The organism is Dactylosporangium sp. NPDC000244 (assembly GCF_040300725.1).
In the GTDB taxonomy this organism is placed as follows: Bacteria; Actinomycetota; Actinomycetes; order Mycobacteriales; family Micromonosporaceae; genus Dactylosporangium.
The window spans coordinates 134908-148730 of sequence record NZ_JBEPEH010000023.1; the positions used below are offsets into that span (position 1 = coordinate 134908).

The 13823-nt window shown below is 71.8% G+C and carries 12 protein-coding genes; 7 read left to right on the top strand and 5 right to left on the bottom strand.

Annotated elements, in window-relative coordinates; genetic code table 11:
• Nucleotides 1-195: 195 nt before the first annotated feature.
• A complete protein-coding gene (locus ABT369_RS31170; RefSeq protein ID WP_350617376.1) occupies nucleotides 196-1332 on the top strand; it encodes a hypothetical protein in 1137 nt (378 codons plus the stop codon).
• A gap of 88 nt (nucleotides 1333-1420) precedes the next feature.
• Nucleotides 1421-4312 carry an RICIN domain-containing protein gene (locus ABT369_RS31175; RefSeq protein WP_350617377.1) on the top strand — a complete coding sequence of 964 codons (2892 nt, stop codon included), beginning with the start codon at nucleotides 1421-1423 and terminating at the stop codon, nucleotides 4310-4312.
• On the opposite strand, the gene ABT369_RS31180 is transcribed toward ABT369_RS31175, so the two are convergent.
• Nucleotides 4309-5265: a pirin family protein gene (locus ABT369_RS31180; RefSeq protein ID WP_350617379.1), complete on the bottom strand. Its 957-nt coding sequence runs from the start codon at nucleotides 5263-5265 to the stop codon at nucleotides 4309-4311. The genes ABT369_RS31175 and ABT369_RS31180 overlap by 4 nt on opposite strands.
• 189 nt (nucleotides 5266-5454) lie before the next feature.
• On the opposite strand from ABT369_RS31180, the gene ABT369_RS31185 reads away from it, so the two are divergent.
• Nucleotides 5455-6021: a hypothetical protein gene (locus ABT369_RS31185; protein ID WP_350617381.1), complete on the top strand. Its 567-nt coding sequence runs from the start codon at nucleotides 5455-5457 to the stop codon at nucleotides 6019-6021.
• An 81-nt stretch (nucleotides 6022-6102) separates the two neighbouring features.
• Here ABT369_RS31185 and ABT369_RS31190 read toward each other — a convergent pair whose 3' ends face one another.
• Entirely contained in the window at nucleotides 6103-7128 is a 1026-nt protein-coding gene (locus tag ABT369_RS31190) for an ROK family protein (protein WP_350617383.1), read from the bottom strand.
• 82 nt (nucleotides 7129-7210) lie between these two features.
• Between ABT369_RS31190 and ABT369_RS31195 the strand changes: the two genes are divergently transcribed.
• A complete protein-coding gene (locus ABT369_RS31195; RefSeq protein ID WP_350617386.1) occupies nucleotides 7211-8110 on the top strand; it encodes an NADP-dependent oxidoreductase in 900 nt (299 codons plus the stop codon).
• Between the two features lie 53 nt (nucleotides 8111-8163).
• Here the strand turns inward: ABT369_RS31195 and ABT369_RS31200 are convergent, their stop codons facing one another.
• Together ABT369_RS31200 and ABT369_RS31205 are read right to left on the bottom strand one after the other, a co-directional pair.
• Nucleotides 8164-8805 (bottom strand): LuxR C-terminal-related transcriptional regulator, encoded by a 642-nt coding sequence (locus ABT369_RS31200; protein ID WP_350617388.1) that lies wholly within the window; start codon nucleotides 8803-8805, stop codon nucleotides 8164-8166.
• Nucleotides 8769-10550 (bottom strand): sensor histidine kinase, encoded by a 1782-nt coding sequence (locus ABT369_RS31205; protein WP_350617390.1) that lies wholly within the window; start codon nucleotides 10548-10550, stop codon nucleotides 8769-8771. The genes ABT369_RS31200 and ABT369_RS31205 overlap by 37 nt, the downstream gene beginning before the upstream one ends.
• A 132-nt stretch (nucleotides 10551-10682) precedes the next feature.
• On the opposite strand from ABT369_RS31205, the gene ABT369_RS31210 reads away from it, so the two are divergent.
• Both ABT369_RS31210 and ABT369_RS31215 read left to right on the top strand, forming a co-directional pair.
• Nucleotides 10683-11570 (top strand): ABC transporter ATP-binding protein, encoded by an 888-nt coding sequence (locus tag ABT369_RS31210; protein ID WP_350617393.1) that lies wholly within the window; start codon nucleotides 10683-10685, stop codon nucleotides 11568-11570.
• A 1-nt stretch (nucleotide 11571) separates the two neighbouring features.
• Nucleotides 11572-12312: an ABC transporter permease gene (locus ABT369_RS31215; protein WP_350617395.1), complete on the top strand. Its 741-nt coding sequence runs from the start codon at nucleotides 11572-11574 to the stop codon at nucleotides 12310-12312.
• Here the strand turns inward: ABT369_RS31215 and ABT369_RS31220 are convergent.
• Complete coding sequence (locus ABT369_RS31220; RefSeq protein ID WP_350617397.1) at nucleotides 12309-12911, bottom strand: cysteine hydrolase family protein; 603 nt, start codon at nucleotides 12909-12911, stop codon at nucleotides 12309-12311. The two genes, ABT369_RS31215 and ABT369_RS31220, sit on opposite strands and share 4 nt — an antisense overlap.
• 74 nt (nucleotides 12912-12985) lie before the next feature.
• On the opposite strand from ABT369_RS31220, the gene ABT369_RS31225 reads away from it, so the two are divergent.
• Nucleotides 12986-13816, top strand: a complete 831-nt coding sequence (locus ABT369_RS31225) for a phosphoribosylaminoimidazolesuccinocarboxamide synthase (protein WP_350617399.1) — start codon at nucleotides 12986-12988, stop codon at nucleotides 13814-13816.
• Nucleotides 13817-13823: the final 7 nt, after the last annotated feature.

A 13823-nucleotide genomic window follows, 5' to 3' on the forward strand; every position in this document is an offset into this window, starting at 1 on the left:
TGGCCGGTCGACGGCTGCCGTCCGGCTGGCGGGTGCTGAGGGTCGGCCGCCGGAGAAACCTTCGCACGCCGAAGGATGCTGGACAGGTGCTGCGAGCCGGGGTGCGGCTGCGGGGCGGTTGTCGCGCCGAACGCCGGTGCGGTCTCCAGCGAGTTCGCCAGACCCGGCGGGGACTGTGGGAATGAGGTGTGGTCGATGAGTCGCGGCGTGGTGGCCGGCCGAGGTGGTCTGCACCTCGGGGCTGTTGTCTGGCGGCTTGTCGCCGCGGTCTGCGTCGGGGTCGTTGGCGTGCTGCTCTATGGCGGGCCGGCTGCCGCGCACGGGGCCGATGCGCCCGTCGCCGTCGACTATGTCGTGCGCGTCGCGTCCGTCTCCGTTTCCGGGGTTGAGGTTCGCGCGGTCGAAGGTGGGGCTCGGCTCGAGCTCGTGAACCGGTCCGGGCGCGAAGTCGTCGTGCTCGGGCTGCAAGGCGAGCCGTTCCTCCGCGTCGGCGATCGCGGGGTGGAGGAGAACCGGCAGTCGCCCACCTGGTTCGCCAGCCGGTCGATCAGCGGGAGCGCGGCCGGAGGCAACGCGGCCGCCGCGCCCGAGTGGCATCTCGTGGCGGGGGGGCCTCGGGTTCGGTGGCATGACGAGCGGGCCCGGGAGTTGCCGGCCCGTGCGTGGAGCGTGCCGCTGCTGATCGACGGGCGGGAGCCGGGGATTGTGCGCGGTACCGTCGCGGCGGCCCCGGCACCGCAGACCGGCTGGTGGTGGGCCGGGGGGCTGCTCGGGGCCGTGGTCGTCGGGCTGGTGTGGCGACTGCGAACCGTGCTCGCCGTCGTCGCGGTCGGGGGCGGGGTCGTCGCCTCCGTCTGGATTGTGCAGTCCGCCGGGCTTGCCGCCTCGCCCGCCGATGGGGTCGGGGTGCAGGTGCTGGCTCGGCTGTGGCCGCTCGTGGCGGCCGTCGGCGTGGTGGCGGCCGGGGTGCTGTCGCTGTTCAAACGTGTGGACATCGTGGTGGCGATCGCCGGGGCGTGTCTTGCGGTCATGGTGGGCGTGGGCGACTCAGCGGTGTTCCGGTACGGGACGCTCGCCGGGCCGGCGTGGGGGAGATGGGGCGTCGTCGTGGCGCTGGCGGTGGGCGCGGGACTCGCGGTCGCCGGCGGACTGCGGTGGTACCAGGCGACCGGCGAACACAGCGACCCAGAACACAGCAACCCAGAACAAAGCGACCCAGAACCGAGCGGCCCAGCACAGAACGATCAAGAACCGGGCGATCCGAAACGGGGCGACCGGGAAGAGCGTGACCAGCCGCAGCCGGAGAGTGCACAACCATCACCGGAGAAGTAAACAAAAGCGAACGAGTTCTTTCACGAACGACCGTTTCTCTGCATAATCGGGCATCGATGTTCCCCGCCAGGAGCAAAGGAGTCCGATCGTGGACCGTAGGACCTTCGTCGCGCGAGGGGCCGTCGTCACCGGCGGCGCGATCGCGCTCAGCACCGCCGTCGCCGGGGTCGCGAACGCCGCCGTTCGCACCAGCAAGACCGTCACGGCCGGGGCGCGCACCGGGCAGTACTCGCCGAACCTCGCCCCGCTCAAGGCCACCCCGTTCCTGAAGCTGCCCCCGGGTGCCGTGCAGCCGCGCGGGTGGATCAGGAACCAGCTCAACATCGAGGCCGACGGCCTGTGCGGGCGGATGACCGAGGTCTCCGACTACCTGGTGTACGCCAACTGCGGCTGGGTCGACAAGACCAAGGGTGCCTGGGAGGAGCTGCCGTACTGGCTGCGCGGCTTCGGCGACCTGGGGTACGTCACCGGCAACACGCGCATCCTCACCCTCGCCCGCCAGTGGATCGACGGCATCATCGCCAACCAGGCCGCCGACGGCTTCTTCGGGCCGGACAGCCTGCGCACGAGCCTCGAGGGCGGCCCGGACTTCTGGCCGCACATGCCGCTGCTCGACGCGCTGCGCTCGTTCGCGGAGTACAGCGGCGACACCCGCGTGGTGCCGTTCATGCGCAAGTACTTCCAGTTCCAGAACGCCCAGCCGGCCGCCGTGTTCAACCGCAGCTGGGCCGCCCTGCGCTGGGGCGACAACATCGACAGCATCTACTGGCTCTACAACCGTATCGGCGAGAGCTGGCTGCTCGACCTTGTGCGCAAGATCCACGCGGGCTCGGCCGACTACACCAACGGCATCCCGAACTGGCACAACGTCAACCTGGCCCAGGGGTTCCGGGAGCCGGCCCAGTACGGGCTGCTCGACACCGACCCGAAGTTCCAGCAGGCCACGTACAACGACTACAACACGGTGATGGGGCTCTACGGCGGCTTCCCCGGCGGCGGCTTCGCCGGCGACGAGAACTGCCGCACCGGCTACACCGACCCCCGCCAGGGCTTCGAGACCTGCGGCATCGTCGAGTTCATGCACAGCCACCAGATGCTCGCCCGGATGACCGGCGACTCCGTGTGGCTGGACCGCTGCGAGGATCTCGCGTTCAACTCGCTGCCGGCCGCGCTCGACCCCGCCCAGAAGGGCATCCACTACATCAGCTGCGCGAACAGCATCGCGCTCACGAACCGCACGCTGACACAGGGGCAGTTCCAGAACGGCTTCCCGATGCTGGCGTACATGCTCGGCATCCACAACTACCGCTGCTGCCCGCACAACTACGGCATGGGCTGGCCGTACTACGCCCAGGAGCTGTGGTTCGGCACGTGGGACAACGGCCTGTGCGCCTCGATGTACGGTGCCTCGCAGGTGACCGCCAAGGTCGGCGCGAACGGCACCACCGTCACGATCACCGAGGACACCGACTACCCGTTCAGCGACACGATCACGTTCACGCTGGGCACGCCCGGGGCCGTGAGTTTCCCGCTGTACCTGCGGATCCCCGGCTGGTCCACGGGTGCCCAGGTCCGGGTCAACGGCACCCTGGTCACCGGCACGCTGCAGCCGGGCTCGTTCGTCATCCTCGACCAGACCTTCAACAACGGGGACAAGGTCACCGTCACGCTGCCGATGCGCACGACGGTGCGCACCTGGGCCAAGAACGGCAACGCGATCAGCGTCGACAACGGGCCGCTGACCTTCTCGCTGTCGATCCCGGAGCGCTGGTCGCGCATCGGCGGCACCGACGCGTGGCCCAGCAACGAGGTGTACACGGACGCCGCCTGGAACTACGGGCTCCTGCTGGACCCGAACAACCCCGCGGTCACCGTCACCCGCAAGTCCGGCCCGCTGGCCGCGAACCCGTTCACCCGCGACGGGGCCCCGATCTCGCTGACCGCCACCGGGCGCAAGATCCCCAACTGGCAGGCCGACGCCGAGGGGATCATCCGCACACTGCAGCAGAGCCCGGCCCGCTCGACCCAGCCCAACGAGACCGTGACCCTGCTGCCGATGGGCGCGCAGCGCGTGCGCATCACGACGTTCCCGCGCATCAGCGACGGCTCGGACGCGATCGAGTGGTCGATCCCGGCGACGGCCTCGGCGTCGTGGTGCTGGGGCGGCGACAGCGTCGGGGCGATCAACGACGGCAAGGTCCCGAGCAGCTCCGGCGACCAGTCCATCCCGCGGCTGACCTGGTGGGACCACCTCGGCACGAGCGAGTGGGCGCAGCTGTCCTACGCGACGCCGATCAACACCGGCGCCGTCTCCGTGTACTGGTTCGACGACACCGGCGCCGGGCAGTGCCGTGTGCCGCAGTCGTGGCAGGTGCAGTACCTCAACGCCTCCGGGCAGTGGACGGCGGTGAGCGGGGCCTCGGCGTACGGGACCGCGCTGAACACCTTCAACCGGGTCACCTTCAACGCGATCACCACGTCGGCCCTGCGCGTGGTCGTCCAGCTCAAGGCCGGCTTCTCGGGCGGCATGCTGGAGATGCGCGTCGAGGGCACCACGGCCCCCATTTCCTGGAAGCGCATCCAGAACAAGAACAGCCTCAAGGTGCTGGGTGTCGCGGGCATGTCGACGGCGAACAGCGCCAATGTCGTGCAGTTCGACGACAACGGGACGGCGGACCACAACTGGCGCCTGATCGACGCGGGCTCAGGGTGGTACAAAATCCAGAACCAGAACAGCGGGAAGCTCCTGGCCGTGCAGAACATGTCGACGGCCGACGGTGCGCTGGTCCAGCAATATGAGGACAACGGCAGCGCGGACCACCTGTGGCGGCTCGTCGACAACGGCGACGGCTGGGTGCGGATTCAGGTCCAGCACAGCCTGAAGGTGCTCGGCGTGTCCGGCATGTCGACGGCGAACAGCGCCCAGGTGGTGCAGTTCACCGACAACGGCACCGCCGACCATTTGTGGAAACTGCTTTAGCGCCGGTACCGCGGCCGGGGCATCAACCGGGTCGTGGGCAGCCCGGGGGCGGGGAGCGGTTCCTCGCCTCCGGGCACGACGCCGAAGCGGTCCGCGCCGCGCGTCCAGTCCTCGCGGGCCTCGACGATCTCCTCGTGCGAGCGCCCCACGAAGTTCCACCACATCACGAGGTCCTCCTCGAACGGCACCCCGCCGAGCAGGAACAGCCGCGCGCCGTCCTCGGCCTCGAGCCGGATGCGGTCGCGGTTGGCCCCGAGGTACAGCAGCGATCCCGGCGCCACCTGCACCCCCTCGACCCGGGCGACCCCCTCGGTGACGACGACCGCGTGCTCGAAGTCGGCCCGTACGGCGATGTCGGCGCCCCCGGCCAGCCGGACGTCGGCCCCGACCAGCTCGGTGTGCACCTCGGCGGGCGACCGCGCGCCCTCGAGCTCCCCGACCGCGACGATGATCCGGGTGCCGCCGTCGGCGAGCTCGGGCAGGTCCGCGATGTGCTGGAACGCGGGCGCCCGGTGCCGCTCGCCCTCCGGCAGCGCGACCCACAGCTGCAGGCCGTGCAGGATCGGCGGCCGGGCGGTCGGCGAGTTCTCGGAGTGCGCGATGCCGCGCCCGGACGTCATGATGTTGAGCTGCCCCGGGACGATGACCTGGTCGGAGCCGAGGCTGTCGCGGTGGCGCACCTCGCCGCTCATCAGCCAGCTCACGGTCTGCAGCCCGATGTGCGGATGCGGCGGCACCCGCATGCCCGGCGTCCCGGTGACGTCCTCGGGCCCGAAGTGGTCGAGAAAGCACCACGCCCCGACGGTCCGCCGCGACTTGTTCGGCAGGCTGCGGCGCACGACGGTGTACCGCCCGAGCGGCACGTCGCGCCCCTCGAGCAGCTCGGCACACGGCGCGGCATCGGTGTCGACCGGCAGCTCGACCTCGGCCGGCTGCCCCTCCAGGTTGCTCACGTTCCCGATTGTGCTCGACACTCCCGCGAGGAGCGAAAAGTCGGGCGCTCCGCGCCGCAACTTCCCGCGAGGAGCGAAAAGTCGGGCGCTCCGCGCCGCGACTTTTCGGACTTATACCCCGACAGGCGATATGTCGTTTATCTGGGAAAAGCCGCCGATGGGCGATATTGAGCCGGTACGTTGGCGAACGTGGGGCTACTCGTCGCCGCGATCCTCGCCGTGCTCGTCGCCGGGGGCGCCGTCTACCTCGGCTGGGCCGCGCTGCAGGCCGCCCGCCGGGCCGCGAGCGCCGTCGGCGAGCTGGCCGCGCTGTACCGTCTCGCCGACGACCGGCGCGACGCCGAGCGCGTGTGCGCGTGGGCGGTCAGCGAGCGCGAGACGTTCGAGAAGATCATCACGCGCGGCGTCGTCGGGGCGGCGGTGCGCAACGCCGGGCAGGCGCCGGTGTACGACGTCGAGATCGTCTTCCACGACCCGCCCGCCGCGTGGACGGCGATCCGGCGGGTGCGGATCGTGCCGCCGGGGGAGCAGCCCGAGGTGTACGCCGGGTTCGACCAGGAGCAGACCGACGGCCCCGTCGACCGGGACCGCATCAACGACGACGGCACCATCCGGCTCGCGCCGTCGGCCGACATGCACGTGGAGCTGCGCTTCACCGACGCGAGCGGCCGCCGCTGGCAGCGCGACGACAAGGGCGTGCTCAACCTGACGGCCGAGAACGTTCCCCGGGCCCCGGTCGCGGTCGAGACCGCCTGAGACGGCTGAACCGGGCAAGGCTCGGATAAGCGGCGACGGGAGAAAAATGCGGATATGTCGTGGCGCGCAGCGCCCGACATATCAAGCGACGACCGTCCCCGCCGCGGCGATGGCCGCGCCCCGCGCGCCCGCCATGTCGCGCTCCGGCACCAGCGAGAACTCGGCCACCGCGGCCTGCTCCTCGCGCAGCAGCGTGTGCTCGCGCACCCGGCCCAGGAACCAGTCGCGGAAGTGGGGTGCCGCCTCCACCACGCCGCCGCCGACGAAGTAGCAGTCGGGGTCGGTGAAGTTCGCGGCGATCGTGAACAGGCGGCCGAGCCCCATCGCCTGCTGCTCGAAGATGTGCAGGGCCAGCTCGTCGCCCTGCTCGGCGTAGGAGCGGACCTGCTTCGCGGCGGACTTGAGGGAGTCGGCGCCGTGCAGCGGGTGGTCGGGGAAGCGGGTGAGCCAGTACGGCAGCAGGTTGCGCACGATCCCGGTGAGCGACGAGACGCTCTCCACGTCGCCGAGGAAGCCGCACCCGCAGGACGGCAGCGGCTGGCCCTCCTCGAGCAGGCCGTGCATCGGGATGTGCACGTGCCCGAGCTCGCCGGCCATGCCGGCCGCGCCCCGGATGACCTTGCCCTGCTCGATGACGCCGCCGCCGAGGCCGGTGCCGACGATCGCCGAGACCGAGGACTTGATGTCGGCGGCCGGCCCGAAGTACACGTGATGCGCGTAGAGGGCGGCCGCGTTGCCGTCGTTGTTGTAGACGACGGGCAGGCCGAGCCGCCGCTCGAGCGCGCCGCGGAAGTCGTAGCCCCACCAGGCCGGCTGGGAGAAGTTCGTCGCGCCCTTGGACGAGATGACCCCGTCGGCGCTGGCCGGGCCGGGCGTGTCCAGGCCGACGGCGACTACGCGGGAGCGGTCGACCTTGGTCACCGCGAGGATGTTGTCGAACGCCCCGGCGAGCGACTCCACGGCCGCCTCGGGGCCGTCGAGCACCCGGCTCGGCACCTCGACGAGCCCGTCCACCAGGAACGAACCCTCGTGGTCGAGCACCGTAGCGTTGTTCGCGGTGCCGCCGTTGTCGAGACCGACAACGACCCAGTCCTTCGCGTTCACCATCGTCGACTCCCTGAGAACTTCGGCGCGGAAGCACGGTACCCCATTGACCTCAAGCGCGCTTCAGGTCGCACAGTCGTTGCTCATGAGAGCCGCTGCGTTCGCCGAACCCGGTCCGCCCGACGTCCTTCGCCTCCACGACCTGCCCGAGCCGCAGGCCGGACCCGGTCAGGTCCGGGTCCGCGTGCGCTTCGCGGGCGTCCAGCCGTTCGACGCGGGGCTGCGCCGCGGGTGGGTTCCGCCCTACGCCCCCGTCACGCTCCCGCAGATCCCCGGCAACGAGTTCGCCGGCGTCGTCGACCAGGGCACCGACGCCGTGCCGGTGGGCTCGGAGGTGCTCGGGTTCAGCGTGTTCAACGCGTACGCCGAGTGGATCGTGGTGCCCGAGGACCAGGTGACCCCCAAGCCGGCGAGCGTGCCGTGGGAGGTGGCGGGCGGCTTCACGGCCGGCTGGCAGACGGCCCGCCTGGCGCTCTCGGCGATCGGGGCCGGGCCGGGCGACACCGTGCTCATCAACGCCGCGGCGGGCGCGACCGGCACGGCCGGCGTGCAGCTTGCCCGGATTCTGGGCGCCACGGTCATCGGCACGGCGAGCGAGGCCAACCAGGACTATGTGCGCTCCTTGGGCGCGATTCCCGTGGTGTACGGCCCCGGCCTGCCGGACCGGGTCCGCGCCCTCGCGCCGCAGGGCGTGACGGCCGCCATTGACGGCGCCGGGGGAGAGGCCCTGGAGACGTCCCTGGCGCTCGTCCCCGACCGCAAGCGGATCATCACGCTGGTCGCGCACGACCGCATCGAGGAGCTGGGGCTGGGCAGCATCCAGGGCCGGCGCAGCAACGAGGCCCTGGCCGAGCTGATCGACCTGTACGCCTCCGGCCGCACCCAGTGGCACGTGCGCCGCGTCTACCCGCTCGCCGAGGCCGCCGGCGCGCACCGCGAGATCGAGACCGGCCACGGCCGCGGCAAGATCGTCCTGGCCGTCTAAGTTGTGATATGTCCGATAAATCCTGATCGCGGCAGCGATCGGGATTTATCGCATCACGCCCCCTGGAGGTGTGCGAGCACGGCCAGCACGCGGCGGTTGTCGTCGTCCGAGATCGGCAGGTTCAGTTTGCCGAAGATGCTCGCGATGTGCTTGTTCACCGCGCTCTCCGACAGGAACAGCTGCTTGGCGATCGCCGCGTTCGAGCGGCCCTCCGCCATCAGCGTCAGCACCTCGCGCTCGCGCGGCGTCAGGGTGCCCGTCTGCGGCGTCGGCCGGGCCACCAGCTTCGCGATCACCGACGGGTCCATGACGGTGCCGCCGCCGGCCACCCGCCGTACCGCGTCGACGAACTGGTCCGCGTTGAACACGCGGTCCTTGAGCAGGTAGCCCACCGCGCCGGTGCCGTCGGCCAGCAGTTCCCGGGCGTAGAGCTGCTCGACGTGCTGCGAGAGCACCAGCACGGGCAGGCCGGGCACCTCGCGGCGGGCGGCCAGGGCGGCCTGCAGGCCCTCGTCGGTGAAGCTCGGCGGCAGCCGCACGTCGACGACGGCGACGTCGGGCCGGTGCTCCAGCAGGGCGGCGAGCAGGTCCGGGCCGGTGTCGACGGCCGCCACGATCTCGAAGCCATGGCTCTGCAGCAGCAGGACCAGGCCGTCCCTCAGGAGGTAGAGGTCTTCGGCGAGGACAACGCGCACGGCAGCTCCAGGGAGGCTACGGTCGGCCCGCCCGCGGGGCTGTGCAGGGCGAGCGTCCCGTCGAAGGTACCCAACCGCCGCTCGATCCCGCGCAGCCCGGTGCCGCGCGACGGGTTCGCGCCGCCGTCGCCGTCGTCGGTCACGGTGATGCGCAGCAGGCCGTCGGCGAAGGCGATGTGCACCATGATGTGCGCGGCGTGGCCGTGGCGGACCGCGTTGGCGAGCAGCTCGCTGACCGCGAAGTAGGCCGCGGACTCGACCGGGGCCTCCGGCCGCCCGGCGAGGCGGCCGGTGACGGTGACGTCGGCCGCGGTGTCCAGGGCGAGGGCGCGCACGGCGTCGGGCAGGCCGCGCTCGGAGAGCACCGGCGGGTGGATGCCGCGGACGAGGGCGCGCAGCTCGCTCAGCGCCGTCTGCGAGGTCTCGCGGGCCTGGGCGACAAGCTTACGGGCCGCGTCCGGGTCGGTGTCCATGAGCCGCTCGATCGCGCCCAGGGTGAGCCCGACCGAGATGAGCCGCGCCTGGGCGCCGTCGTGCAGGTCGCGCTCGATGCGGCGCACCTCGGCGGCCTGCGCGTCGACGGCGTCGGCCCGGGTCTGGGTGAGCCGCTCGACCCGCCGCCGCAGCTGCTCCTTCGCGGTCGGGCGCAGCAGGACGGCGCTCCAGCGCGAGGCGAGCCCCACCGCGACGGGGGCCAGCGCGAAGGAGGCGGCGACGAGCGCGAGGCCGGCGACGAGGCCGACGGTGCGGTTGCCGTCGAGGGCGCCGTACCACCGGCTCGACTCCGCCCCGAACCACTGCGTCCACACCCAGGGCAGCGCCAGCCACCAGGCACCGTAGATCCCGGCCGCGACCGGGACGCCGGCCACGGCCCCGACCACGAGCGCGTCGGCGACGAGCCACAGCAGGTCCCGCCACGAGGCGGCGTCGTGCCAGATCCACTGCCAGCGCGCGTTGAACTCGGCCATGCCCGCGGTCTTGTAGAGGCTGCGGTCCACCCGGTACAGGCCGTCCGGGCGCAGCTCCGGGCGCTTGCGGGCGGTGTAGGGCGGCTCGATGGCGACGCCGGCCCAGGCCGCCCACTCCCGGCGCAGGTTCGCCAGCCAGCGGAAGTGGGTCAGGCCGAGCGGGATCAGGAACACCAGGCCGAGGCCGAAGCCGAGCACGAAGCACACCAGCGTGAGCGCGAACAGGACGACCTGCACCACGGCGCTCAGCGCGAGCAGGCCGCAGCGGGCCCACGCCAGCAGGATGCGGTCGGAGCGCTTCGGCCGGCTGGGCCGCGGGCCGGCGACCGGGCGCAGCCGGGCCTCGCTCCACCGCGCGACCAGGCCCACGGCCCGCGGCGCGAACGGCAGGCCCAGCGGGATCACCAGCAGCACGACGAGCGGGAACCACAGCATCCAGGTCAGGTCGCGGGCGAGCGCGGGGTCCTTGGCGAACCAGTCGACCCGCCGCAGGTACTCGGGCACGCGGGGCGAGCGGTAGAGCTGGTTGTCGTGGCGGTACAGCCCCTCCTCGTCCGGCCGCGGCGGCTCCGGCTCGGGCTGGTACGGCACCGGGATCTCGCGCCCGAGCCAGTCGCCGAACAGCGCCCGCCAGCGGTTGGTCAGCCGGCGCGTGGCGATCCCGGGGGCGACCACGACCACGGCGCTCGGCAGGACCGTCAGCACGAACTGGGCGAGCGTGAGCACGGTCATCCCGAGCAGTTGCGCGCTGCGGACGAGCGCCCTGGAGTACGTCATGCCATCGAGCCTCGCCTTCCCCGTCGCTGCGCACATCGGCCCTGGCTGCCGTGCCGGGTGCAGATAACTCCACCCCCGCCTCGGCATCCAGCGTCATTCTGCCCGGTCGCCGGAGCCGGGAGAGTGCTCGGTATGACAGTCATCGACGTGCGGGGCCTGCAGAAGCGGTACGGCGACCGCGAGGCCGTGCGAGACGTGACCTTCGCCGTCGAGCGCGGCGAGATCTTCGGCATCATCGGGCGCAACGGAGCCGGCAAGACCACGACGGTCGAGTGCGTCGAGGGCCTGCGCACGCCCGACGGCGGCTCGGTGCGGGTGCTCGGCCGGGAGCCCGGCGACCCGGTGGTGCGCCAGCGGCTCGGGGTGCAGCTGCAGGAGTCGCAGCTGCCCGACCGCATCCGGGTGCGGGAGGCGATGGAGCTCTTCGCGTCCTTCTACGAGCGGCCGGCCGCGACCGGGCCGCTGCTGGAGCGGCTGGGGCTCGGGGAGCACGGCGGCATGCAGTACAAGAAACTCTCCGGCGGCCAGAAGCAGCGCCTGTCGATCGCGTTGTCCCTGGTCGGCTCGCCGGAGGTGGCGGTCCTGGACGAGCTGACCACCGGGCTGGACCCCCAGGCCCGCCGCGACACCTGGCGGCTGATCTCGGACATCCGCGACCGGGGCGTGACCGTCCTGCTCGTCACGCACTTCATGGACGAGGCCGAGCGGCTGTGCGACCGGATCGCGGTGATCGACGACGGCCGGACCGTCGCCGTCGACACCCCGAGCGCGCTGATCCGCGGCGCCGCCGCGGGCGTGACGGTCACGTTCCGCCCGTCCGGCCCGGCCGAGCTGGCGGGGGTGCCCGGCGTCGGCTCGGTGACGGTCGACGACGGTCTGTGGACCGTCACCGGCGGCGGCAACCTCGCCCACGAGGTGTCGCGGGCGCTGGCCGCCCAGCGGGTCGTCCCGCTCGAGCTGAACATCGTCCAGGCCGACCTGGAATCCGCCTTCGTGGCCCTGACCGGCAAGGAGTCCTGACATGCGCGCCCTGACCCGCCTGACCGTGATCGAGACGCGGCTCATGCTGCGCGAGATCGCCGGCCCGATGTTCACCGTCCTGCTGCCCGTCGCCCTGCTGGTCGTGTTCGGCCTGCCCGGCAGCGCGCACACGGCCGACCCGGCGCTCGGCGGCCGGCGCGGCGTCGACACCGTCATCCCGTCCATGTCGATCATGGTCTCGATGGCGATGGTGGCGTTCTTCATGCTGCCGACGGTGCTGGCGAACTACCGCGAGCGCGGGGTGCTGCGCCGGTTCGCGACCACGCCGGTGCGCCCGGCCGCCCTGCTCGGTGCCCAGCTCGTGATGAACGCCGGGGTGGTCCTGCTCTCGACGCTGCTCACGCTCGTCATCGGCGTCGCCGCGCTGGGCATGCACGTGCCGAACCTGGCCCTCGTGGGGCCGGTGTTCCTGCTGGGCGTGCTCGGGCTCTTCCCGATCGGGCTGCTCGTCGCGGCGGTGGCGGGCAGCGCCAAGGCGGCCACCGGCTACGCGCTCGCCCTGTGGTTCCCGTCGGCGTTCTTCGCCGGGCTGTACGTGCCGGTGGAGTACCTGCCGCGCGTGCTGGCGAGGATCGGGGACTTCACCCCGCTGGGCGCGTTCCGCCAGGCCGTCCAGGCCGCGTGGGCCGGCGACGCCCCGCACCCGCTGCACCTGGTGGTGCTGGCCGCCAGCTTCCTGCTCGCCGGCGGCCTCGCCATCCGGTACTACAAAGCGAGCTAGATCTGACCCGCGAAGTCGTCCGCGGACATCGGTGTCGAGAACATCGGGAAGTCGTACTTCAGCGCGTTGTCGTGCTCCTCCTGCGAGGTGGCCGCCACGCAGTCCTGCAGGGTGATCACCTGGTAGCCGTGCTCGTAGCCGGTCCGCATGGTCGACTCGACGCAGCAGTTGGTGAGGAAGCCGCCGATGGCGATGGTGGTGATGCCCTTGCTGCGCAGGATGAAGTCGAGGTTGGTGCTGGCGAACGTGTCCAGCCCGCGCTTGCCCTCCACGACGATGTCCCCGGCCTGGGGCGCGAGCTCGTCGACGATCTGCGCGCCCCACTCGCCCTTGACGAACGCGTTGCCGTCCACGACGCCCTTGAGAATGCCGTACGGATGCGCGGTGATCTCGTTGTATCCGGGCGCGAAGGTGATCGGGGCGTGGATGATCGTCACCCCGGCGGCCCGGGCGGCGGCGACGGCCTTGCGCGTGTTGGCCATCATGCCGGTCTTGTCCATGACGCCCTGGACGGCGGCGTGGAACGCGCCGCCCTCGGAGACGAAGTCGTTCTGGTACTCGATGAGGACGATGGCGGTCTTCGCGGGATCGAGGGGCATGCTGACCTCCGGCCACAGTCGGCGACATGGTCGTGACGCAGCTCACCCTACGCCGCTCCGATAGGCTCGACGGCGTGGAACTCCTGCATTCCGGCAAGGTCCGTGACGTGTACGCCGACGGCGACGACCTCATCCTCGTCGCCTCGGACCGGCTCTCCGTCTACGACGTGGTGCTGCCGACGCCGATCCCGGACAAGGGCGCCGTGCTCACCCGGCTGTCGCTGTGGTGGTTCGAGCAGCTCGCCGACATCGTGCCCAACCACGTGATCTCCGCGACCGACGTGCCGGCCGAGTTCGCCGGGCGGGCGATCCGCTGCAAGCGGCTGGAGATGCTGCCGGTCGAGTGCATCGCGCGCGGCTACCTCGCGGGGCAGGGACTGTCGGAGTACACCGCGCACGGTGCCGTGTCCGGCGTCGAGCTGCCGCCCGGGCTCGTCGAGGGGGACCGCCTGCCGGAGCCGATCTTCACCCCGACGACCAAGGCCCCGGCCGGCGAGCACGACGCGTTCGTGACGTTCGGCGAGGTCACCGAGGAGATCGGCAAGGACCTCGCGGAGGAGCTGCGGGAGCTCACGCTCCGGGTGTATTCGCGCGGAGCCGCCCTCGCCGCCGAGCGCGGGATCGTGGTCGCCGACACCAAGCTCGAGTTCGGCCGCGACCGCGCGGGCACCGTGGTGCTGGGCGACGAGGTGCTCACCCCGGACTCGTCGCGCTTCTGGCCGCTGGACGAGTGGGAGCCGGGCCGCACCCAGTTCTCCTTCGACAAGCAGCAGGTGCGCGACTGGTCGCTGTCCACCGGCTGGAACAAGACCGCTCCCGGGCCCGAGGTGCCGGACGACGTGGTCGCCCTGACCCGGGCCCGGTACGTGGAGGTCTACGAGCGCCTCACCGGCACGAGCTGGTAGGCCGCCG